Annotated in this window: 20 protein-coding genes; 6 read left to right on the top strand and 14 right to left on the bottom strand. The window is 71.0% G+C overall.

The window, feature by feature from the left end; all coding sequences use genetic code 11:
* Positions 1 to 6: 6 nt before the first annotated feature.
* The 4 genes from IF73_RS0120680 to IF73_RS0120695 form a co-directional block, all read right to left on the bottom strand.
* Positions 7 to 657, bottom strand: a complete 651-nt coding sequence (locus tag IF73_RS0120680) for an HAD-IA family hydrolase (protein ID WP_031010192.1) — start codon at positions 655 to 657, stop codon at positions 7 to 9.
* 99 nt (positions 658 to 756) lie between these two features.
* Positions 757 to 1,593 carry a prephenate dehydratase gene (locus IF73_RS0120685; RefSeq protein WP_031010194.1) on the bottom strand — a complete coding sequence of 279 codons (837 nt, stop codon included), beginning with the start codon at positions 1,591 to 1,593 and terminating at the stop codon, positions 757 to 759.
* Positions 1,590 to 2,612 (bottom strand): hypothetical protein, encoded by a 1,023-nt coding sequence (locus IF73_RS0120690; protein WP_031010197.1) that lies wholly within the window; start codon positions 2,610 to 2,612, stop codon positions 1,590 to 1,592. Before IF73_RS0120690 ends, IF73_RS0120685 begins: the two co-directional genes overlap by 4 nt.
* 303 nt (positions 2,613 to 2,915) lie before the next feature.
* A complete protein-coding gene (locus IF73_RS0120695) occupies positions 2,916 to 3,179 on the bottom strand; it encodes a WhiB family transcriptional regulator (protein WP_063833458.1) in 264 nt (87 codons plus the stop codon).
* Between the two features lie 367 nt (positions 3,180 to 3,546).
* Between IF73_RS0120695 and IF73_RS0120700 the strand changes: the two genes are divergently transcribed.
* Entirely contained in the window at positions 3,547 to 6,309 is a 2,763-nt protein-coding gene (locus tag IF73_RS0120700) for an ATP-binding protein (protein WP_031010201.1), read from the top strand.
* A 14-nt stretch (positions 6,310 to 6,323) separates the two neighbouring features.
* On the opposite strand, the gene IF73_RS0120705 is transcribed toward IF73_RS0120700, so the two are convergent.
* Entirely contained in the window at positions 6,324 to 7,130 is an 807-nt protein-coding gene (locus IF73_RS0120705; protein WP_031010204.1) for an alpha/beta hydrolase, read from the bottom strand.
* A gap of 343 nt (positions 7,131 to 7,473) precedes the next feature.
* On the opposite strand from IF73_RS0120705, the gene IF73_RS0120710 reads away from it, so the two are divergent.
* A complete protein-coding gene (locus IF73_RS0120710) occupies positions 7,474 to 7,932 on the top strand; it encodes an SsgA family sporulation/cell division regulator (RefSeq protein WP_031010206.1) in 459 nt (152 codons plus the stop codon).
* Between the two features lie 287 nt (positions 7,933 to 8,219).
* On the opposite strand, the gene IF73_RS0120715 is transcribed toward IF73_RS0120710, so the two are convergent.
* The 6 genes from IF73_RS0120715 to IF73_RS0120745 all read right to left on the bottom strand — a co-directional run bounded on the left by IF73_RS0120715 (position 8,220) and on the right by IF73_RS0120745 (position 14,982).
* A complete protein-coding gene (locus IF73_RS0120715) occupies positions 8,220 to 8,669 on the bottom strand; it encodes an acyl-CoA thioesterase (RefSeq protein WP_051717081.1) in 450 nt (149 codons plus the stop codon).
* Positions 8,670 to 8,824: 155 nt separating this feature from the next.
* On the bottom strand, positions 8,825 to 9,613 hold the full coding sequence (locus tag IF73_RS39685; RefSeq protein WP_420706572.1) for a transposase: 789 nt from the start codon (positions 9,611 to 9,613) through the stop codon (positions 8,825 to 8,827).
* Positions 9,614 to 9,658: 45 nt separating this feature from the next.
* A complete protein-coding gene (locus IF73_RS0120730; protein WP_031010211.1) occupies positions 9,659 to 10,591 on the bottom strand; it encodes an IS5 family transposase in 933 nt (310 codons plus the stop codon).
* 31 nt (positions 10,592 to 10,622) lie between these two features.
* A complete protein-coding gene (locus tag IF73_RS0120735; RefSeq protein ID WP_031010213.1) occupies positions 10,623 to 11,204 on the bottom strand; it encodes a S1 RNA-binding domain-containing protein in 582 nt (193 codons plus the stop codon).
* Positions 11,205 to 11,305: 101 nt separating this feature from the next.
* The gene (locus tag IF73_RS0120740; RefSeq protein WP_031010215.1) at positions 11,306 to 12,847 is read right to left on the bottom strand and encodes an alpha-N-arabinofuranosidase; all 1,542 of its coding nucleotides are present in this window, start codon (positions 12,845 to 12,847) and stop codon (positions 11,306 to 11,308) included.
* 1,334 nt (positions 12,848 to 14,181) lie between these two features.
* Positions 14,182 to 14,982, bottom strand: coding sequence for a DUF4239 domain-containing protein (locus IF73_RS0120745; protein ID WP_031010217.1), 801 nt, complete (start codon positions 14,980 to 14,982; stop codon positions 14,182 to 14,184).
* A gap of 885 nt (positions 14,983 to 15,867) precedes the next feature.
* Between IF73_RS0120745 and IF73_RS0120750 the strand changes: the two genes are divergently transcribed.
* On the top strand, positions 15,868 to 16,425 hold the full coding sequence (locus tag IF73_RS0120750; RefSeq protein ID WP_324616096.1) for a helix-turn-helix transcriptional regulator: 558 nt from the start codon (positions 15,868 to 15,870) through the stop codon (positions 16,423 to 16,425).
* Between the two features lie 88 nt (positions 16,426 to 16,513).
* Positions 16,514 to 17,548 carry a methyltransferase gene (locus IF73_RS0120755; protein WP_031010222.1) on the top strand — a complete coding sequence of 345 codons (1,035 nt, stop codon included), beginning with the start codon at positions 16,514 to 16,516 and terminating at the stop codon, positions 17,546 to 17,548.
* Positions 17,549 to 17,857: 309 nt separating this feature from the next.
* Here IF73_RS0120755 and IF73_RS0120760 read toward each other — a convergent pair whose 3' ends face one another.
* A complete protein-coding gene (locus IF73_RS0120760; RefSeq protein ID WP_031010223.1) occupies positions 17,858 to 18,484 on the bottom strand; it encodes a hypothetical protein in 627 nt (208 codons plus the stop codon).
* 168 nt (positions 18,485 to 18,652) lie between these two features.
* On the opposite strand from IF73_RS0120760, the gene IF73_RS0120765 reads away from it, so the two are divergent.
* A complete protein-coding gene (locus tag IF73_RS0120765) occupies positions 18,653 to 19,219 on the top strand; it encodes a YrhB domain-containing protein (protein WP_031010225.1) in 567 nt (188 codons plus the stop codon).
* A 233-nt stretch (positions 19,220 to 19,452) separates the two neighbouring features.
* Here the strand turns inward: IF73_RS0120765 and IF73_RS0120770 are convergent, their stop codons facing one another.
* Positions 19,453 to 20,031: a TetR/AcrR family transcriptional regulator gene (locus tag IF73_RS0120770; RefSeq protein ID WP_031010228.1), complete on the bottom strand. Its 579-nt coding sequence runs from the start codon at positions 20,029 to 20,031 to the stop codon at positions 19,453 to 19,455.
* Between the two features lie 68 nt (positions 20,032 to 20,099).
* On the bottom strand, positions 20,100 to 20,990 hold the full coding sequence (locus IF73_RS0120775) for an SDR family NAD(P)-dependent oxidoreductase (RefSeq protein WP_031010230.1): 891 nt from the start codon (positions 20,988 to 20,990) through the stop codon (positions 20,100 to 20,102).
* A 445-nt stretch (positions 20,991 to 21,435) separates the two neighbouring features.
* Here IF73_RS0120775 and IF73_RS0120780 point away from each other — a divergent pair, with 445 nt between their 5' ends.
* Positions 21,436 to 22,314, top strand: a complete 879-nt coding sequence (locus tag IF73_RS0120780) for a sporulation protein (RefSeq protein ID WP_031010232.1) — start codon at positions 21,436 to 21,438, stop codon at positions 22,312 to 22,314.
* The last annotated feature ends 172 nt before the right edge of the window (positions 22,315 to 22,486 follow it).

The raw sequence follows: 22,486 nt of genomic DNA on the forward strand, positions 1-22,486 counted from the left end.
TCTCCTTCAGGCCGTGCCCCGGCGCGGGTCCTCGCCGGTCAGCGGGATGCCGAGCAGGGCCTCCAGGGCGGTGACCGTCCGGGCCGGGTCCACCGCGTGGACGGTGGCGAACCCCAGGTCCGCCGCGGGCGGCAGGTACTGCTCGGTGTCGTCGACGAACACGCACTCCTCGGCCCGCAGGCCGAGTTCCTCCAGCACCAGCCGGTACATCCCGGGTTCGGGCTTGCGTGTCCCGTGGAGCTCCGACACCACCACGGCGTCGTAGCGCCGCTCCAGCTCGTACCCGTCGTACAGGTTCCACGGGGCCAGGCCGACGGAGTTGGAGAGGATGCCGACCTTCACCCCGGCCCTGCGCGCGGCCGCCGCCGCGGAGATCAGGGCGGGCTCGGGCCGCAGGCCGGCGAAGATCCGGCCCATCAGGTTGTCCGGCGGGATGCCGAGGAGCCGGCCGGCCGCCTCGTTCCACTCGGTCTGCGTGCGTGTGCCGCGCTCCAGCTCCTCGGTGAGCCGGACTCCCTCGGGGTCCAGGTAGAGACCGGTGAGCAGCGTCCCCTCGGCCAGTCCCTCGCGCTTCTCGAAGGCGAGGGCGGCGGGGAGCAGAGGAGTCGTCAGCACACCGCCGAAGTCGAGGACGAGGCCCTTGCGGTACTGAGTCATGATCACACCTTAGAAGGTGTCCGATTCCGGTCACACATCAGGTCGACATGTTCGCCATCACACGTGTGCAGGTGAGCCTTGAAGTGACCCCGGCGCGGATCAGCCCCTCCGCCGGTGCGGATGCGCGGGGTACACCCCCAGGACGCGCACCTCCGAGGAGAAGAACCGCAGTTCGTCCAGGGCCAGGCCGACGCGCTCGTCGTCGGGGTGCCCCTCGATCTCGACGTAGAAGCGGCTGGCACCCAGCCCGGCGCCCATCTGGTAACTCTCGATCTTGGTGAGGTTGACTCCGCTGCTGGCGAATCCGCCGAGCGCCTTGTACAGCGCGCTGGGGATGTTCCGCACGGTGAAGAACAGACTCGTCATCGTGGGCTCCGCCGCGTCCGGCAGCGGGGCGGGGTCGCGGGACAGGACCACGAACCGCGTGGTGTTGTCCGGGTCGTCCTCGACCTCGGCGCGCAGGACGTCGAGGCCGTAGAGGGCGGCCGCGGCGGGCGGGGCGAGGGCCGCGTGCCGCGGGTCGCCGAGTTCCGCCACCTCACGCGCGGCTCCGGCGGTGTCGTCGCTGACGAGGGTGCGCCAGCCTCCCTCCCGCAGCACCTTCCGGCACTGCCCGAGGGCGTGCACATGGCTGCGGACCCACTCCACCTGCTCCTCGGCGGCGCCGGGCACGCCCATCAGGTCGAAGCGGATGGCGAGGAAGTACTCGGCGACGATGAACAGCCGCGATTCCGGCAGCAGGTGGTGGACGTCGGCGACGCGTCCGGCCGCGGAATTGTCCACCGGGATGACGGCGACGTCGGCGTCCCCGAGGGTCACGGCGTCCAGCGCCTGCTCGAAGTTGGTGCAGGGCAGTTCGCGGCCCTCGGGGCGAAGAGCGCGTGCTGCGGTCGCCGAGTTGGAACCGGGCTCACCCTGGTATGCGACGGTCGTCACCGTGTCCTGCCTTCTTTGCGGGAGGTTCTGTCGTCGGGCGGCAGAAGCTCCGTTGCGTACCGCGCCTGTTGAAGTATCGGTGTGGCGGCCTCGATGACGCTCATCAGGGGGTGCCCGCCGGCGCCGCCCTCCTCCGCCAGCACCTGCTGGTACGCCGCCGCCAGGACGTGATGGACGACCTGGGCGACCCGGCCGGCCCGCGCGGCCAGCCGCTCCTCCAGGCCCTCGGGCAGCCCTGTCCGCGCGGCCGGGGCACCGTGCAGGACCGCCGCGAGGCTCACCCGCTCGTCGTGCAGCATCCCGGCCAGCTCCGCGCGCAGGGCACCGGACGGGCCCGCCTCACCCAGCCCGCCGGCGCCCGTAGCGCCCGGCAGTTCGTCGGTCATGCGCCGGGCCGCGCCGAGCGCCAGGGCGCCGGCCGCCGTCCAGAGGAAGGCGGCGTCCTCGGCCGACAGCGGGGTGGCGGTCGTGTAGGTGGCGAACCCGGCGGGCACGTGCGCGCCGGCCAGCCGGAGCAGCCGCCCGGAGGGGGCGGAGCGGTCCTCCCCGCCGTCGGGCGTGGTCAGGCCGGCGAGGCTCCCGGCGGCCACCACGAAGAGGTCCGGTCCCGCGGTGCCCTGAGCGCGCTCCCGCGGGCCGTCCATCAGGGGCAGGGCCACCCAGTTCCCCGTCGTCCCGTGCCGGGGAAGCCGCCACTGTCCGGACAGCGCGAAGCCGCCGGTGACCGGCCGGGCCTCGGGCGGCCGGGGCAACCCGGTGCGGGATACGGCCGCGGTCGCGGTGCGGGATGCGGCCGCGGCCCCGGTGTGGGGTACGGCCGTGGTCCCGGTGTGGGATGCGGCCGTGGTCCCGGGTACGGCCGTGGTGAGGGGCGCTGCCCAGTTCCAGGTGCGGGTGAAGACCTGCCAGGCCGCCGCGGGGTCCCGGTGGCCCTGCCGTTCGCCGGACTCGAGCACCTGCGCGAGCCCCGTCTCGGGTCCGAGCGTCCGCGACCAGAAGCCTTGTGTGGGTATCGACATCCTCAGGCCGCCTGACCGTCCGCCACGGGAAGCGAGACGGTCTTGCCGTCGCCGTCCTGCATCGTGCATCAACTTCTTCCGGTTCGGTGCCGTGTGCGCGGGCGCCGGAGGGGTGGGTCCGCGCCGGGGCCTCATCACGTGCCGGTCGGCGGACGGTGTCCACAATCCGCCGGTCGGCACACGGCCGTTCGTTTCACTTGAGGGGACGCGTACGTCCCGGACACGGGTTCACGGGAGGAACGCACGACTCACATGTGTGACCTGTCACGACGAGCGTCACCGGTCAACGGCGGCCGGGCGGGGTCAGGCCGCCTCCGCGTGCCGGACCCGCCGGAACTCCGCCGCCCAGGACGTCACGCCCGGACGCCGGCGCAGCAGCGCACGACGCTCGCGCGCGGTCATCATGCCCCACACGCCGTACTCCTCGCTGTGGTCCAGGGCGTAGGCCAGGCATTCGATCCGTACCGGACACGCCACGCACACGGCCTTGGCCTCGTTCTGGGCGCTGCCCTCCGCGAACATGCGATCGGGCTGTGTCTGACACGGTCCGCGTTCGACCCAGTTCATTCCGCCTCCTCCTGGCGGCAGCCCACGGGGCTCCGCCGGCCGCGCCATCGGACACACACAAAGCATATATGTATGCCATACGGTGCACATGTGTTGACTGGCGTCGTACTCCGGCATGTCCGCGAAGGAACACGCAACAAGAAGGTTTTCAGTCATTCCACGTGACGGGAATGTCCCTGGCCCTTACCCTGCTGATCGAGTGGGCTGCGGTGGTGGAACGGCCCCACGTACACGGCTCGCACGGAGCAACCCGCCGCCACCGCGCGGCTGAACGACGACGTACCCTCCCCATGGCGGCGCCGATCCGTGTACACCGATGGGGCGTCCGGGTCGGGTACCGACTCGGTGGTGAAGGGAGTGGGGGACTATGGAGTCGACCGGCGGAACCATGATCGGCCGTGAACGGGAGCAGAAGGTGCTCTCCGAGTTCGTCACGGCGCCAGGAGGCCAGGCCCTCGTCCTGCGGGGCGAGGCCGGCGTGGGCAAGAGCACCTTGCTGGAACATGTCGTCGGCCTCGCGCACACCCACGGGCACAGGGTGGTGCGGGCTGCCGGTGTCGAGGCCGAGTCGGAACTCCCGTTCGCCGGCCTGCACCAGTTCCTGTACCCGCTGCTGTCGCACATCGACCGACTGGACGACGTGCACCGGCGGGTGTTCGACGTCGTCTTCGGCAGGAACGAGGGCTCGCCGCCCTCCGTCATGACCCTCGGCATCGCGGTGCTGGACCTGCTGTCGCTCGCGGCGTCGGAGCAGCCCCTCATGCTGGTCCTCGACGACGGTCAGTGGCTGGACGCCTCCAGTACGGAGGTGTGCGGTTTCGTGGGACGCCGGCTCACCGGCAGCTCCGTGAGGCTCGTCGTCGGACTGCGCTCGGACGTGCCGTCGGGCTTCGACACCGCCGCGCTGTCCGAGCTGACCGTGACCACACTGTCGGCGCGTGCCTCCGAGGAACTCCTGAACACCCGCTACCCGGGCCTCGCTCCCCGCATCCGCCGCCTGGTGCTGGACGAGGCCCAGGGCAACGCGCTGGCCCTGCTGGAACTGCCGCCCTACGTACGCGGCGCCCCGCAGGCACGCGGACCCGAGGCGGCACTCGGCATCCGCGGCGTCACCCTGCCCCAGCGCCTCCAGCAGGTGTACGGCTCGCGCATCAAGGGCCTCGGGGACGGCGTGCGCGCGGAGTTGCTGCGCGGCGCACTGGACGGCGTCGAGGCGGGCTCCGCCTCCGGTCACACCAGGGGCACCCGCTACCGCATGTCGGACGTCGACGAGGCGGCGGCCGCGGGGCTCCTGGACATCGACCCGGCCGGCGGCACCTTCGTCTTCCGGCACCCTCTGGTGCGCTCGACGGTCGTCCAGATGGCGACCCCCAACGAACGGCGCGCGGCACACGCCGTGCTGGCCCGCGTCCACCACGACGACCTGGAACGGCGCGCCACCCACCTGGCGGCGTCGACGGTCGACCCCGACGAGGAGGTCGCGGCGACGCTGGAGGCGGCGGCGGACTCGGCCACCCTCCAGGGCGGCGCGATGGCCGCCGTGGCCTGGCTGACCCGGGCCGCCGAGCTCAGCGAGAGCCCCACGGAGCGGTCCAGGCGGCTGGGCAGCGCCGCCTACGTCGCCGGACACTCCGGCCTGCTCGGTCAGGCCCGGCAACTGATCCACTCGGACACCGGGCCGGGCGGCCACGAGTCCCCCGCGTCGGTGATCGCCTCGGGCTACGTCGCGTTCTTCGAGGACGGGGACGTCCGCTCCTCGCAGCGCCAGGTGTTCGCGACGATCGAGAACCTGCGCGACGAGGGGGTGCGCGAGCCGGACGAGAACCTCACCCGGTTGATCGACCTGCTGCTGGCCATCAACCAGTACGCCAGTGACGCCACCGCCTGGGAGCGGACCCACGAGCTGCTGGCTCCCCTGGGCGACCTGGTGTCCCCGTACTCCCGCATCTACCAGGACGCGTGGGGCGACGTGGTGCGCCGCGGCGCGGGCGTGCGCCGGCGTGTGGAGCAGGCGTTCTCCGACCTCCGCCGGCTCGAACCGTGGGACATCACACGGCTGGGTGCCGCCTCGTACCACGTGGACATGCTCAGCCAGTACCGGCCGCTCATCCAGCGCACCATGGACCGCGAGATGGAGACGGGCGCCCTGGCCGACGCCATGACGATGCAGCACCTGGTCATGCTGGACCAGATGGCGGTCGGCGAGTGGGACGAGGCCGAGCGGACCGGGCAGCTCAGCCTGGAGCTGACGGCGGCGCACGGGCACGGACTGTTCGTCCAGCACACCCGGGCGTACCTGGGCCTCCTGGCCGCGATGCGCGGCCAGGTCGAGCGTGCCCGGGAGCTCCAGGCTTCCGTCGACTCCTGGGCCCGCCCCCGCGGCGTCGGCTTCCTCACCCAGATCACCGACGCCATCGGCACCACCGCCGCCCTTGCCGAAGGCGACTACGAAGCCGCCTACCTCCACGCCATCGGCATCACGCCCCCCGGCACCTTCCACCCCTACGCCCACCAAGCCAGCCGCACCCTCCTCGACCTCGTCGAAGCCGCCGTCCACACCGGCCGCGCCCGGCAAGCCCGGACCCACGCCCTCGCCGCACGGGACGCCGGCCTCCCCGACATCTCCCCCCGCCTCGCCCTCACCACCTACGGCGCCCTCGCCATGACCGCAACCGACCAGGCCGAGGCGGACCAGATGTACCGCCAGGCCGAGACCCACCCCGCCGCCACCCACTTCCCCTTCGAACTCGCCCGCATCCACCTCGCGCACGGCATCCGCCTCCGGCACACCAGCGGGCGCAAGGCCGCCCGCCATCCCCTCACCCTCGCCTACGACACCTTCCGCCGGCTCGGCGCCCGCACCTGGGCCGAACGCGCCCAGGCCGAACTGCGCACCGCCGGCGCCCAGGCCACTCCCTCGGCGTTCCTGACGGCGCTCACCTGGCAGGAACGCCGGATCGCGGACCTCGCCGCCGGCGGACTGACCAACAAGGAGATCGGCGAGCGCATGCACCTGTCGCCGCGCACGGTCAGCTCCCATCTGTACCGGGTCTTCCCGAAGCTGGGCATCACCTCCCGAGCGGCGCTGCGCGACGCGTTGGGCAGGCTCCCCAGCGACCAGGACGCCTGAGCGCCCCGGGAGTGTCAGCCCGTCTCGGTCAGCGGGCGCACGCCGTGCTCGTCCAGCCATCCGAGCACGTAGTCGGCGACGAAGCGCCATCCGGAGTCGACGACCAGGGAGTGGGCGCGGTCCGCGAACTGCTTCAGATCGGTCACGGCCGTCGAGTCGCCGTACTCCTTGTAGACGGCGCGGGTGACGGCGTCGGGGACCAGCAGGTCCTCCTGCCCGGAGATCAGCAGGAGCGGCCCGCGGACCGCGTTGCCGGTGTCCACCCGGGCGAGCGGGCTGCGTGCCGCGCCGTCGCAGCCGAGGTCGGTCAGCAGACGGCGTGGTACGGGCACGGCGTAGCGCTCGAAGAGCCGGGCGGACTCCTCCGCGGTCACGGTGTTCGCGAGCGCCTGGTGGAACTGCTCAGGTGACAGGGCCACGAGGCGCTCGTCGGCGCCGTCGCCGCCGGACGTCCGCGCGGTGACCTGCGCCCGGGGCAGCGGCACCTGGTTGATCGGGGCCGGGGCGATGGCCACGGCCGCCCGTCCGGCCTCGTCGGCGACGAGGCGCTGCGCGATGAGTCCGCCGACGGAGTGCCCGATGATCACCGGCGGCACGCCGAGCGACCGCACGATGTCGGCGTAGTGGTTCGTCAGCGCGTCCAGGTCGAGGTCCGCGAGCGGCCCGGGAGACAGGCGCGTGTCCCGGGCGGTGGCCGCTTCCCCCGGCCACCCCGGTGTGAGCACGAGGAACCCCCGGCCGGCGAAGCGTTCCGCCCACGCCTCCCAGGAAAGCGCGTGCAGCCACGCGCCATGGATGAAGACGACGGGAGTACGGTTCACGGCTGGTTCCTCCGAGCACGACGATCACCCGGCACCGGCACGCGGGCGACTGTTCCAGGGTCGTTCAGCCACGGGCCGCGGACGACAGTCGAATGACTGAATGTTCGCCGGTCCACGGCGGCACGGAAGGGTGCGCTCCGCCCGCGGGCCTGGGCGGAGGGACATGGCAGGAACACCGCAAGGGCGCCGCAAAGACGGGCAGAAGCAGGCATACCGTACGGAGCGCCCGACGGTCACCGTCATGACAGGCGAAGACCGACGGTCAAGTTACTTATGTACGTCACCGGCGCGGCGACGAGAGTGGAACCCGCCACCGCATGCCACCGGGAAGGACCGCCCCGCCATGAACCGCAACCACTCCGATGTCCAGCGCCGCACGGCACAGGACGGCGGTCTCGTCCTGACCCTGGGCATCGAGCGCGTGCTGGGCCTCTCCGCCCGGCAGGCGGTCGAGGCGGAGTTCCTGTTCAGCCCGGAAGCCCCCTGGATCGTGTCCGTGGAGCTTCTCGTGGAAGGCGGTCCGCGCGCACGGTGGCGCATCGGGCGGGAGCTGCTCCAGCAGGGGCTGCACTCGATGAGCGGCCTCGGCGACATCCAGATGTGGCCGTCGAACCTCGAGGAGCGGGCGACGTCGTGGCTCCAGCTGTGCTCGGGTGACATGGCGGCCCTGTTCGAGCTGCCCGCGCCGCCGCTGGCGGACTGGCTGGAGCGCACCTACGAGCTGGTCCCCGCGGGTCGTGAGCTGACCGGGGTGGAATGGGGCGTCGCCGCCGATCTGCCGCCCGCCCGCCGCCGTGCGTAGGACGCCGTTCATCCTGCGGACCACCGCGCCGTCGCCCGGCCCGCATGCATCGGTCCGGGGAAGCGGCCGGCACGGGGCACGGCTCGGCATCCTGGAGGACGGTGTGGACATGCGGGCTCCGAAGCGGCGTCTACGCGAAACATGTGTGGCGCTGACTCACACATATGTTGCCACAGTCGGGGTGTGTTGTCTGTAGCCGGGGAGCGGCGGTTCTCCGACCCCGACGCTCCGGCGCCCGCACCTTCCCGTCTCCTCTCGCCCCCGTCGGCACCCGGGGGCACGGCGACTCAGGCCCTCGCCGGCCCGAGGACCTCGCAGTCGGCCGCCCGGACCGCTGCGAGAGCGGCCAGCACACCGGGCGGCGGGGCGGCGATCCTGCGGGCGCCGATGTCGATCCAGGCACCCAGTGTGCGTACGACGGCGGCTTCCTCCCCGCTCTCCCGGGTGAAACCGTGCTCGAACCTCCACCTCGCCCCGTCCGGGCTCAGCCCGACGACCCGGGAGCTCACGGTGACCGTCTGAAGGGGGAGCACCTCGCGCAGGTAACGCACTTCCTCCCCCAGCGACACCGCGGCCACCCCCGCCTTCACGAAGTCCTTCGGCGCCCACCCGGCGCCCACGAGGAAGGCGAGCCGGGCCGTGGACGCGTACTCCAGGTACCGCGTGTTGCGCAGATGGCCGTTGATGTCCACATCGTCCCAGCGGACTTCGAAGGATTTCCTCAACGTCTCGGACACAGCGGGCCGCCCTTTCCGCGCCGTGGTCTCGCCCCACGGTCGTCGCTCTCCACCTACACGAGCCACAAGGCGGCTTCGGTTCACTACGCGAGTGTGCCGACAGCACCAGACACGTATGACGCGAGGGTGACGGCTGCTTCGTAGGACTCGGCGGTCTAGTCGTAGCGGGTGGCGATGCCGCGCCCCTGCTTGAGGCGGTTGAAGCACCGTTCCACGACGTTGCGGTGCTTGTAGACCTCGCGGTCGAAGGCCGCCGGGCGGCCTCCGCGGCTGCCCCGCCGAGCCCGGTTGCGGGCCTGGTCGGCCCGCTCGGGAATCGTGTGTGGGATGTTCCAGCGGCGGAGCCAGGTGCGGATCGCCTGCGAGCTGTAGCCCTTGTCGCCTAGGACGTGATCGGGCCGGACCCGGGTCCGCCGGGGCCGGTCCGTGGCACCCGGATCGCTTCCATCACGGTGGTGAACCAGGTGCAGGGGTTGGTGTTGCCGCCCGTCACGATGAAGGCCAGGGGACGGCCTCTGCCGTCGCAGGCCAGGTGCATCTTGCTGGTCAGTCCGCCTCTGGGCCGGCCGAGGGCGGGGTTGCGGAGCCCCCTTTTCGGGCCCCTGCGGCATGCTGGTGAGCTCGGACGATGGTGGAGTCGACCGAGACGAGCCAGTCGATGTCGCCCGCCGCGTCCGCCCTGGCCTGGGCGGCCCGCAGCATCCGGTCGAACGTCCCGTCCGCCGCACACCTGCGAAAACGCGTAGGAGCGTAGCCCACGGACCGTAGTCCTCGGGCACGTCCCGCCAGGCCGTCCCCGTCCGGAACTTCCACACGATCCCGGGCAGGACCCGGCGGTCGTCCAGCCGCTTCTGCCCCCGCAACGACACCGGCAGCAGCGGCCGGACGAACTTCCACTCGGCGTCCGGCAGTTCATGACGACGAATCACGCCACCATGATCCACCAACAGTGATCATATGAAGACACCGCCTAGGACTTGTCCGGCCGGTCATGTGCGGAGCCAGATCGCGACGGCCGCCGCGGTGGCGGTGCCGAGGAAGACGTAACCGCGCTTGTCGTATCGAGTGGCGACCGCCCGGAACTGCTTCATGCGGTTGATCGCCCGCTCGACGGTGTCGCGCTTCTTGTAACGGTCCTCGTCGAAGCCGGGCGACCGTCCACCGCGTGCGCCTTTGCGTCGGCGGGCGGCCTGGCTGTCACTCTTCTCCGGAATCGTGTGGCGGACGCCCCGCCGTCGCAGGTAATCGCGGACGGGGCCGTTGCTGTAGGCCCTGTCGGCCGCAAGGCTGTCGGGCTTCTTGCGTGGTCGTCCCAGGCCCGGTCTGGGGACTCGGATCTTCTCCAGCACCGCGATGAACTGGGTGCAGTCGGCTCGCTGACCTGGTGTGACGATGAAGGACATCGGGCGGCAGCGGCCGCCCGCGCTCAGGTGAAGTTTGCTGGTGAACCCGCCGCGCGAGCGGCCCAGGTCCTCGTCTCCAGCACCACCTCCACCAGGGCGGGCGTGCAGACTCTGCCACAGCGCTTCGTCCTGATGGTCTGGCTCCTCGGCCCCCTTTGAGCCGGGCGCCGGCGGTGGGTCGGTGCGAGCGCCCGCCGCGTGCTGGTGCGCCCGCACGATGGTGGAGTCGACCGAGATGTCCCAGTCGATCTCACCCGCTGCATCGGCTACGGCCTGGACCTGCTGGAGGAGACGTTCCCAGGTACCGTCCGCCGACCACAGGCGGTGGCGTTCATAGACGGTCTTCCACGGACCGAACCGTTCGCGCAGGTCACGCCACTGCACTCCGGTCCGCACTCGGGGCAGGATCCCGTCGATCACCTGCCGGTGATCCCGCCACCTGCCACAACGCCCGCTGCTGACCGGCAGGAACGGCCGCAGCCGTTCCCACTCGGCATCACTCAGATCACCCCGCCCCATGCTCCATTCAACGGCTGGAGCACGCTGGCCGTCACGTGGCCGGCACGACACCTTCGCGCTGGGCGTTATTCGGCCTGGAAAGAAAGATCCGGCGGGTCGGCAGGTCGATTTCCGTGACGATGACGGTGATCTCCTCTCCGGCCTCCAACTCCTCCACCGGACTCATTGCGGGCCGACCGTCGATCTCTCTGGAGGGGACCAGCCCGACGAACCCGTCTCCGAGCTCGACGAAGACGCCGATGGGAACGGTCTTCTCCACCGTCCCGCGGAATTCCTGACCCACCGCGCGGTCGGCGAAAGCCCGCAGGGGGTCGGGCTCCAGCGCCTTCAAGGACAGTCTGGCCTCCGCGTTGTAGGTGTCGAACTGGAGGAACTCGCACGAGACCCGCTGGCCTACGTGAACGACATCGGTGGGGGCGTCGATGTGCCGCCAGGACAGTTCGGGGATGACGATGAACCCGACACCGGGGAAGAGTGGATGGGCAGGTCCGTCGTCCAGGGCCACGAAGACCCCGAACCGCTCGATCGCCGTAACGGTGCCAGACAAGATGTCGCCGCGGTGCAAGGTCTCCAAAAACGCCCAGAGTTCCGGGCTCTCCGACTGCCAGTCCATACCGTCACCCTGGCACACGACATCGCGGGCCGACTACGACCTCGACAGACTGAAGCCCCGCCGCGCCCCAGCAACCGGAACCATGATGGGCCGGACAAGTCCTAGGCGAGCCGGATCACGTTCCAGGACAGCGGTTCGAGGACGGCGCTGAGGGTGCCGTCGCCCAGGGTGGTGCCGGAGACCTGGCGCGGGGTCACGCGATCGTGATCGGTGAGGGTGTTGCGGGCGTCGGGGTCGGCGTCCGCGAGCGCGCTGTGCCCGACGACCGACGTCAGCCCGAGGCCGTTCAGGGTGACGTGCAGGGGAAGGGATCGCGCGCGGCTGCGGTTGACGGCGAAGACGGTGACCGAGCCGTCCTCGGCGCGCACGGCGGTGGCGTGCAGCAGGTCGACCTCGCCGTGTTTCTGCGTCTCGTACGTCGGCGAGTCCACCCGCACGTCGAGGACCTGCCCGCGGCCGTACTTCGATGCCTGCGCGAAGGGGAAGAACGTCGTCTGCCGCCAGGCCGGGCCGCCCGGCTCGGTCATGATCGGCGCGATGGCGTTGACGAGCTGGGCCAGGCACGCGACCCTCACCCGGTCAGCGTGGCGCGTCAGTGCGATCAGCAGCGAGCCGACGACGACGGCGTCCAGGACGCTGTAGCTGTTCTCCAGCACACGGGGCGCCTGCGGCCAGTCCTGCGAGTCGGAGTTCTCTGCCCCGGTCAAGTCCAAGCCGTAGCAGACGTTCCACTCGTCGAAGGACAGGTTGATCTTCTTCTTCGACTTGAGCCTGGCGCCTACGTGGTCGCAGGTGGCGACGACGGTGTCGATGACGGACTCCATGTCGACGGCGGAGGCGAGGAAGGAGTCGATGTCGCCGTCGTGGGGTTCGTAGTAGGCGTGCAGGGAGATGTAGTCGACGAGGTCGTAGGTCTCCTGCAGCACCGTCGCCTCCCACTCCGCGAAGGTGGGCAGCCACTGGGCGGAGGAGCCGCAGGCGACCAGTTCCACGGACGGGTCGATCTGGCGCATGGCGCGCGCCGTCTCGGCGGCGATGCGACCGTATTCCGCGGCGGTCTTGTGGCCGGTCTGCCAGTGGCCGTCCATCTCGTTGCCCAGGCACCACAGCCGGATGCCGAAGGGGTCCTTGTCGCCGTGCGCACGGCGCAGGTCCGACAGGGCGGTGCCCTGCGGGTGGTTGGCGTACTCCTGGAGTTCCAGGGCCTCGGCGACGCCGCGCGTGCCGAGGTTGATCGCCATCATGGGTGTGGCCTGGGGCCCGATCTTCTTCAGGAAGGCGATGTACTCGGACAGGCCGAAGCGGTTCGTCTCGGTCGAGCGCCAGGCGAGGTCGAGTCGGTGCGGGCGGTCCTCGACAGGGCCGACGGAGTCCTCCCACTTGTAGCCGGAGACGTAGTTGCCGCCGGGGTAGCGGATCGTGGTGACGCCGAGCTCGCGGATCAGCTCCAGTACGTCGGTGCGGATGCCCGCCTCGTCGGCCGCGGGGTGGTCCGGCTCGAAGATTCCGGTGTAGACACAGCGGCCGAGGTGTTCGACGAAGGAGCCGAAGAGGCGGGGGTCCACCCCGCCGACGGTGAAGGAGGGGTCGAGGGTGAAGCGGGCCGGGCGGGTGGGAACAGGCTTGGCGGTACCGGGGCTCATGGCGGTCCTTTCCCTGGAGGTGAGCGAGCGTGGCCAGCCGTTGCACGTCGTTGTGCCCGATGCTGCTCAGCGTACGGACCGCCACGGACCGGTACCCGCCGAATTCTGAATCCTGTAGGTCGAGTTCGCGTGAAGCAGCGATGTCTTCCTCAGGTTGAACTCGTGTTGTCGTAGGTACTGACGGGCCTTGATCACCGCGGTATGACCATGGAGTGCGATACGCGCTGGGGGCGGGTTCACTGCCCAGGAGCAACAGCGTCGGAAGCGGGTGCGGCTGGAGGCCGCCGAGCGGTTCGAACAGGAAGACGGCAACCGGGTGATCGCGGCTGACCTGTTCTCGTCGGGCATTTCCGGACCGGCCCGGCCTGGCGGGATGCGGTTACCGGCCTCGCCTGCGATGAGGCGCAGCATGCTTCCACCAGGCTGACCTCGCTTGGCCTAGCCGGTGTCCCCGGCCGTACGCGGAGCCGGATCGGTGGCGTTGCTCTGCGCAGACGCTGGAGGGGACCTGCGGAACCGTTCGAGGACTCCTCCCTCGGAACGGTTCCGCGGCCGGCTGGTGGACCTCCGGTACGTCGAACCGCCGCCCTGGCAGCGGGTGGAGACCGCCGGCCGGGGTCGCGCAGGATCAGGGGCATCGGCCGTCGGCGTTGCGTGTTCGGTGATGGCCGTTCGGGTCGGACGGCTGCCTGGAGGGCGGTCAGGTAGGCGTTGGGGTGGAAGGACTGGCCGATGGGCCAGTTGAGGGCTTGGAGCCACGGGCTGCTGTCGCACAGCTGGTGACCCGTGAAGCGCTCGGCGACGTCTTCGTAGACGAAGCCGTTGTGCTGGGCGAACTCGTCGCGGATCACCCTGTTGAGGGTGTCGGTCCTCCCCTGGGCGCCCGGTGGCTGCCTTCCCGCCCGCATGGTCAGACCCCTGCGCCGGCCGGGGACGGCAGTGATGTCGCGGGCGCTGGAGGCGCTGGGGCTGACCTGCGTGGAGTGGGCCGAGGCGGGCCGGCGGGCATGAGCCTCGACGGCGGGCTGGTGCCGGTCGCCGAGGACGTCGTCGTCGCCCACCCGCCCGGCGTGCTCTCCGCCGCCCTGTACGACCGGAGGGGAAGTCGGCCGGTGGACCTCTTCGGCCTCCTCGCCGCATCCGGCAACAGAATCGTGACGTCAGCCAGGCCCCGTCGTGGCTCAGCAGGCGTGCAACTGCCTCTGCCTCGGCGACCGGAGCGTCATCGGCTAGGAGCCGCGGCGGGCCCCGCTGCATGACTCGCCCCCCCTGACGGACGCTCCCGGACGGACGGCGCCCCTGACCGGGCCGCCGGGTCAGCCGGGTCAGCCGGGTCAGCCGGCGCGGCGGTTGCCCTGGTCGTCGCAGGGGAGGTCGGCGGCGGGGTGGTTGATGGTGAAGTCACGGGTGGCCTGGCGCTCGGCCTCGGCGATCGCGGTCGGCTCGACGTTGACGATGCCGCCGAAGGGGCGGTCGACGTCCCGGATGATGCACAGCGCCGTCGTCAGGAGGGCCGTGATGACGACGAGAGTGATGATCTGTCCGCGGTTGTTGCGGCGGGGAAGGCAGATACCGAGCGCCGTCACGGTGATGATCAGCGTGGCGAGCAGGAACCAGAAGATGGCACTCGGGATGCTCGCGGTGGCCTGGGTGAGCCGTTCCTCGCGCTCGTCGGAGCGCTTGTTGTCGGCGGCGACCAGCATGCCGAAGGCCGGCTTGCCCTCCAGCGAACGGAAGGTCCGCCGGAAGTCCGTCGACCACACGCTCGGCGCCGCCGACCCCTTGCCGTCGGACATGGCCGGCCACTCCTGCTCGCGTACGGCGCGGGCGTAGCAGACGGCGTCGGCCTGGATACGGGACCGCTGCGCCGCAGGCGCGTACTCGGCGGCCTCCACGAGCTGGTCCACCGCCCGGGCCTCCCCGCGCGAGGCGACCTCGGCCTTCCCGTACGAGCTGTTGGCGGTGACGAGGACGAACGACAGCAGCAGCACGGTCATCGTCAGCAGCGGCCCGACCAGGTCCTTCACGCCCATGCCCGAGTCGTCGTCGTCACCGACCAACCGGGGCCGCAGCCACCGGTTGGCGGCGAGACCCGCGAGCAGGGCCACGACGGCGACGACGATGACGAGGACCACGAGAGGCCACCTCCGGGAAACGGGCGAACGGGTGTCTTCCTGCTGCATACGGAAGCCGAATGCCGTGATCATGTCGTGATCGCCGCCACCGCCGGACCGCAAAAACGATCACTCGACTTCGAACGAGCGACCTCTCTTCGCCCAGGAAGACGCTTTTCGTGGCGTGTATCGGCCATTCGATCCGAACGCGGTTCTTGAGGCTCGATCGCGCGAACCCCACCCGTGACAGATTCTCGGTCCGGCTCTGGGCACGACGGGACCGTCCCCCGCGGAGCGCGGGGAGCAGACTTCCTGACCTGCCGTTCTGCCCGACGAAAAGTCGGCATCTCAGCGTGCTCGTGAGTGCGGAGGATGGTGGAGTCGAGCGCGATGACACAGTCGGGGCGACCTCGGTGTCGGCCTGGGCGAGCCTCGCGGTGGTGACCTTCTCCCCGGTGCCGTCGGCGGCCCGATTCCTCAGCGGGTTGTGGACGCCCTTCCATGAGCCTAAGTGCGGTCCGGGTGGCCGCCCGTCGGCTCAACGCGTCGGCCGGCCCCGGAACTTTTTTCCAAGACGGGGCGGTCCGGGTCCGTCAAGGTGGGGGCATGCGCAACGACGAAGTGGATGCCAAGGCCGGAGCCGTGGCCGCGGACCGTGGTTCCGACGGCGACCGTGCAGACGCGGACGGGTGGGAAGTAGCACGGCCCTGCGGCGCGCCTCCCGTTGCCGGTCTGAGAATGGCCGGCTTTCGGGATCGCGACGGCCGGGCGCTGGACCTGCGGGTGCTGCCGCAGCCTGCCCTGGTCGTTGTCATCGGTCTGGGGGACGACCCGTTCACGGTCGAAGGCGGCACTGCGCAACGCCCCTCGGCGAGCCGGGACCCTCATCCGAGCCTGGTCGCGCCGTTGTCGCCCGGTCCCGCGTGGATCCGCGGCCGGGACGTCGAGTGCATCGAGATGTGCCTGTCGCCCGGAGCCGCCTACGCGCTGCTGGGGGTGTCGCCGCACGAACTGGAGGGGGTCGTCGGCCTGGAGGACCTGTGGGGGCGGCAGGCACGGCAGCTCCGGGAGCGGGTGGCCGCCGCCACCGCATGGCAGGAACGTTTCACGCTGGTCAGCGAGTTCCTCGCCCGCCGGGCTGCGAGCGGCCCGGCGATGACACCCGAGGTCGCCGGCGTGTGGGACACGATCGTGGCGCACGGGGGCCGGGTACGGGTCGACGACCTCGCCGCTTCCTGCGGGTGGAGCCGCAAGCGGCTGTGGTCCCGGTTCCGTGCCCAGATCGGCCTCACCCCCAAGCGCGCGGCCATGCTCGTCCGCTTCGACCAGGCCGCCCGGGCCCTGCGCGCGGGCGGCAACCCCGCGGACATCGCCTTGGCGCACGGATACGCCGACCAGTCCCACCTCCACCGCGACGTCCTCGCCTTCGCCGGGTGCACCCCCGCTGCCCTGCCCGGCCTCTGACCCGCACCCCGGACATCACAGCCACCCATCCTGACGACGAAGGAAGTCATCCGTGAGCACCATAGACACCGCCGCTACCCAAACGGCCATGGCCGACCGAGGTCTGATCGTCCAGCTCGCCTTCGGCAGCATGGCCTCGCAGACCTTGCGCGCCGCGGTGCGGCTCAAGGTCTTCGACCTGATCGGCGACGGCCGGCGGCCGGCCATCGAGGTGGCCGCCGACGCGGGAGCCGAGCACCAGCCCATGACGAGGCTGCTGCGCGCGCTCGCCGGCCTGGGCCTGATGGAGGAGCACGAACCCGACACGTTCTCGGTCACTGCCGCCGGCGCCCTTCTCGATTCCGGCCGCCCCGATTCGCTCGTCTCGTTCGTCCGGATGTTCACCGACCCGGCGATCGTACGGGCCTGGGACGGACTGGACAGCAGCGTCCGCACCGGCGACATCGCGTTCGACGCCATCTTCGGCACCGACTTCTTCAGCCACCTCGGCCGACACCCCGAGCTGTCCGCCGACTTCAACGCGGCAATGAGCCAGGCTTCCGCGGAGACGGCCGCCGTACTGCCGCATGCCTACGACTTCGGCCGCTTCACCTCGGTCACCGACGTCGGCGGCGGCGACGGGAGCGTCCTGGCCCGGATACTCGCCGCGTACCCGGCTCTCCACGGCGTCCTCCACGACACCCAGGACGGCCTGGCCCAGGCACCGGAGACGCTGGCCCGGCACGGAGTGGCGGGCCGCTGTTCCCTGGCCGCAGGCGACTTCTTCCGCTCCGTGCCCGGCGGCTCGGACCTGTACCTGATCAAGAGCGTCCTGCACGACTGGTCAGACGACCAAGCGGTCACGATCCTCGGCCACTGCCGCGAGGTTCTGCCGCCCGGCGGCCGCGTCCTGATCGTGGAACCGGTCCTTCCCAAGGTCGTCGGGACCGGCACCGCCACGCACGCCGCAGACGGCGGGATCACGTACCTCAGCGACCTCAACATGCTGGTGAACCTGGGCGGGAGGGAACGTACCCGCCAGGAGTTCGCCGAGGTGTGCCACCGCGCGGGGCTGTCCGTCGTGTCGGTGAACCCGCTGCCGGAAGCGGTCCCCTTCTACCTGATCGAGTGCGGGGCCCGCTGACCACGAGCGCGCACCGGGTCCCGGGGCCGACCGCACCCGCAGGACACGGCCCGCAGGCGCCGACATCACCCCATGCGGCAGTACAGCGGGGGGGCGAAGGAATTCTCGCCGAGGGGTTTCTGGCCCACCCAGCACCGCACCTGCCCGAAGCGCCCTCACCGCGTCGCGCGTCACGGTGAGCTTGGTGACAAGCCCCCCCCTGTGGCGAGTGCCGTGATGTCGGCCGCTCGGGAGTGTTCCGGTCTCTTGGCAGCCTGCCGGCCGGCTTCCTTCGCCTGGTCGGCGACGTCCGCGACGGTGGTCGGCGGGTCAGCCCTGCGACGGTTCGTCGCCGGACCGGCGGGTGCCTCCGGCGGAGGCGACCAACGCCTCCGCCACGATCGCCGCATCCGCCTCCGCGACGTCCGCCGGGTACTCCGGCAGCAGGTCGTCCCAGACGGGCATCCACGATCCGTACAACTGGGTCTGTCCCTCGGGCCGGGCGAAGAACCAGATGTGCAGGTGGGCTCCACCGTCTCCGATGCGGTAGACGTGGGCCCGTGAAATGTGCGGCAGTGCCTGCATGTGGCGGACGATGTGCACGGACAGGACGCCCAGTTCGGCCGCCAGTGCGTCGGGCAGGTCGGCCATGTCGTAGTGGTCACGCGGGTGCAGCATGAGCACCAGCGGCACACCGACCCCCGTGATGCGGGTGAGCCGCCAGTTGTCGTTGAACCAGATTCCCTCGTCCCGGGCACGGCACGCTTCGCAGTTCGACGGGTCCTCGCCGTGGCGTGGCGGTTCGGGCACCACCGGAGGGCGCAGCGGTGCGACCCGCAGTCCGTCCGGTTCGAACGGGCTGATGTCCCACCCGGTCATGCGCGCGAGCGGGAGGCGGCGCTCGCCGTTCGCGGCGGCGAGCGCGTGGTCGTAGAACTCGTCAGGTCGCAAAGCCATGGGCGGAAGGGTAGTTGGACCTCGGCGCCTGGTGGGGGCCGGGGTCGCTCCCGAACGAACGCAGCCTGGTCGACCCGCGCGGACGCGTTCTCGGCACCTGCGGACGGAAGTGGTCGATGTGGGGAAATCCGCTGGTGGCGAGCCGAGGCACTGGGTGATGCTGCCGTTGTGATCGCACGGGATGACGCGATACGCATCGTCGAGGATCATCTGGAGCGTGGCCATCAGGCGTGGGCCGCAGCCGCGGCCGAGCAGTTCCCGCGCACCGTGATCGTCAGTGTGGTGGAGCACGAGCTGGTCTGGAAGGTCTATGTCCAGTCCGAGGAGTATGCACGAACGCCCAAGGCAGCCGCGATGCGGGTGGGACACGGTCCGTATCTGGTCGACCGCGCCGACGGCGGGCTCCACTCGATCGGAGCCCTCTCCGAGATCGAGGGGGCATGGGAGGACGACTACCGCGGCCGTATCCGAGGGCTGCCGGTGCGCACTCCGATGGATGAGCTCCACGACGAGCTGCGGACGGCAGCCGAAGCAGCGGGCGGGCGCATGGCGGCCGTCCGCGCGCTCCGCCGGAAGGTGACCGGGCTGTCCCCTACGCAGGCCCTCGCCTATGTCACCGGGCTTCTCGCGGGCGACGTGCCGGCACAGCTCCTGGCTGTCGCTCACCAGGAGCTGGTGAGACCCATCGGCGCTGTACTGGCCGTACATACCTATGGCGTTGATGCCGACGTGTGAGGTGCGACGTCGAAGCTGCCGACAGCATGCGGTCGACTTCGGGGGCTTGCGGTCCGGGTGAACGCGTCGTCGTCTCGCAGGGCAGCCCGCCTGAGAGATCGGTGTCAGCGGTCACGGAATTCCCCACCCTCACGGTCACGATTCCCCAGGGGGACGGCGACCGCGGACCGGTGCGCCATACGGGTCGTGACGGCAGGTGTGGATCACCCCCGGTTGGTGCGCGGGCGGTGTTCTCACGCGTGCTGCGGCGTGGCGTGCAGTCCTTCGAGGAGTGTGGCCAGGTAGCGGTGTGCGGTGTCGATCCGGTCGGCGGGTGTGCCGCCGTGGACGTTGACGGCGTAGGCGATGCCGCACATGAGCGGCACGAGGTCGGCTGCGGCCACGTCACGTCGGACCGCTCCGGCATCGCGAGCCCGGCCGAGGAGTGCGGTGCCGACCGACCGAAGCGTCTCTTTGAGTTCCGTGGTGCGCGGCAGGGTGTCGGTGGCTGCGGCGGCGACCGGGGCCAGGGACGCGTCGGTGACCTGCGCTTCGACGGTGCGGAAGAGGAAACCTTCGAGCGCGTGCCAGGGGTCGGTGTCGGTCAGAGCCTGCCGGCCGTGGTCGGCCAGGGCTTCCAGGCAGGGAGTGGCGACGGTCTCCAGTAGCGCCTCGGGGGTGGCGAAGTGCCGGTAGACGGTGCCGACTCCGAGTCCGGCGCGGCCGGCGACGTCGTTCAGCTGCAGGGGTATGCCCTGGTCGACCAGGGCACGGGCGACCGCGACGATCCGGTCCCAGTTGCGGGCCGCGTCCTTGCGCAGGGGCGTCGTCATGGGTGACATGCTAACCGGATTCTCCATCCGGATGATGTTGCCGACCGCACCCGCACCCTCCAGGCGGGTCAGGAGACCGTGAGAGGTGCGTACCGCTCACTGAGCCGACGCACGTCCTGGGCGATGCGGGGGTCGGTCGCTGCGCGCAGCGGCGTCACCGGGTGCGCCTGGGCCCCGATGACGATGCCGGTCCGGCCCGCGAGGGCTTCGTCGGTGGCGGCGACGATCGAGGGGCGGGCAGCCACGGACGCCGGACCTGAGGTGGAGCGTTCGAACTTGCGACGTACCAGCGGCCACAGCAGCCGCAGGGCCGGTGAGACGACCTTCGGGTCGGCCAGGGTGCCGTTGGTCATGTCGGTCGCGGCGCCTCCCGGGTCGGCGGCGAAGACGGAGGCGGCCGTGCCCTTCAGCCGGTTCGCCAGGTCGAGCGTGTAGGCGAGGTTGGCGAGCTTGGCGCGGCCGTACCAGTGGAAGCCGTAGTAGCCGCCGGGCGGCTCGACGGCGTCGAAGGCCCTCTTCGCGAGCCCGACCGCGCCCGAGGTCACGTTCACGATCCTGCTCGGCGCCCCGCCTGTCAGCGTGGGCAGCAGCAGTTCCGTCAGCAGGTACGGCGAGAGGTGGTTGACGACGAACGATGCCTCGACGCCATCCAGGGTCTGCCGCTGCGGGAACATCGCCCCGACGTTGTTGACCAGCACGGTCAGTGGGTCGCCGGATGCAGCGTGCTCAGCGGCGATCCGGTCGGCGAGCGCGCGCACCTGGCTGAGCGAGCCGAGGTCGGCGGGCAGGAACCGTCCGGGATGCGCCGGGTTCGTTGCGTTGATCCGGTCGACCGCCCGGGCACCCCGGTCGGCGTTGCGTCCGACCACGGTGACCGAGAACCCGGCGCCGGCCAGCCCCAGGGCCGTCTCCAGCCCGATGCCGGCCGTCCCCGCCGTGACCACAGCCGTCTTCGTCATCTGCTCCTCCACCCAGCCATGCGGATACTTCATCCGCTTCCCGGGAACCGTAGCAGACAATCGGATGAACTATCCGCTTAGAGGCGGCGGGCGGCGGACAGGCACTGCCCGGCGCCCTGAAGCCGCGCCGATCACGAGCACGCCGCACGGCCCGGGCACCCATCGGCCCCTGCCTCCACCGGACGCCTGGGGAATTGCGTGACGTTGCCCTGGGCAATCGCGTGGCCGCGACGATCGGTTCAGCGAAGGCCCCACCGGTTCGGCAGAAGCGGGACATCACGGCTGCTGGGCAGGGACCAGCGTCCGCAGCAGAGCGAAGGACGCTCGCCCGTATGGTCGGCGTTCGATCAGCGGGACGCGCGGCCTCGGGCCGGCGCAGGCAGGGGATGCCCGAAAGTGTCCGGCGGCGAGCCCTGGGTGCCCGGCCGGGGCTACTCTGCGGATCATGGTGCTCAAGCGACTGCTCGGCGGTGGAAGCGGCGGCAAGGCAGCAGGCGGCATACCGCTGGAGGTCGACACGATCCTCCCGGACGAACCGGTGCGCCCCGGGGAGATCCTGCGCGGCGAGGTCGTCCTGCGCGCGCTCGACCGGGACGTGCGCATCCGGACGGTCAACGCGCGCCTCGTCGCCAACGCGGCTCATGCCTCCGTCACCAAGAGCACGACCGCGGACGCCGACACGGACACCGGCGTCACCCTCGCGCACTTCCAGGTGACGAGCCTCTTCACCATCCCGAAGGGCGAGGAACGCCGAGTGCCGCTCCGATACCGGCTGAAGTGGGAGACCCCGGTCTCCGAGGTGCGCGGGCTGCCGTTGGCCGGGACGCACATCGGGCTGTACACGGAAGTCGACGCCGACGGCATCGCGGACCGCACGGACAGCGACCCGGTCCGCATCGAGGCGACGCCCCTGCACGAGACCCTCCTCGACGCGTTCGCCGCCGCCGGATACGCCTGCCGCGGTGCGTGGGTCGACCCCGAGTACATCCCGCGCACGGAGCGGGAGATCCTCTACAGCCGACAGGGGTTCCCTCTCGCCGGGACCGACGCGGACCTTCCCCGGAGCCTGGAGCTGTACCTCCACTCCAACGCGGTCGGCGCCGAGATCTACCTGCGAAAGGCGTCCCTCACGGAGAAGGACTGGTGGGCGAAGCCCCCGGCCCTCCGGTATGTCGCCGCCCACCACGAGATCGGGCAGGTGGACTTCGAGGCCAAGGCCCGGCAGTGGATCGACGACGTCGCCGCCCTGCCCGAGACGGCCGTCGACGACCGCGAGCGAGTCGACTACCACCTGGACAGCCCCCGCTGGTGGCGCGACAGCTGAGCACCACGCGTTCTCTCGTCTGCCGACGGCGGCGGTCCCGGCGGTCGGCACGAGTTCGGCAGACACTGCGTCGCGTGCGTGACGAAGGGGGATCATCGCGCGACACCGCGATGCGCCGGCCCGCAGCCGCGGTGAGCACGTCCGCGGCTTCATGCCGGCAGCGTTCCCCTCC

It is taken from the genome of Streptomyces sp. NRRL F-5727 (assembly GCF_000719555.1).
Lineage (GTDB): Bacteria > Actinomycetota > Actinomycetes > Streptomycetales > Streptomycetaceae > Streptomyces.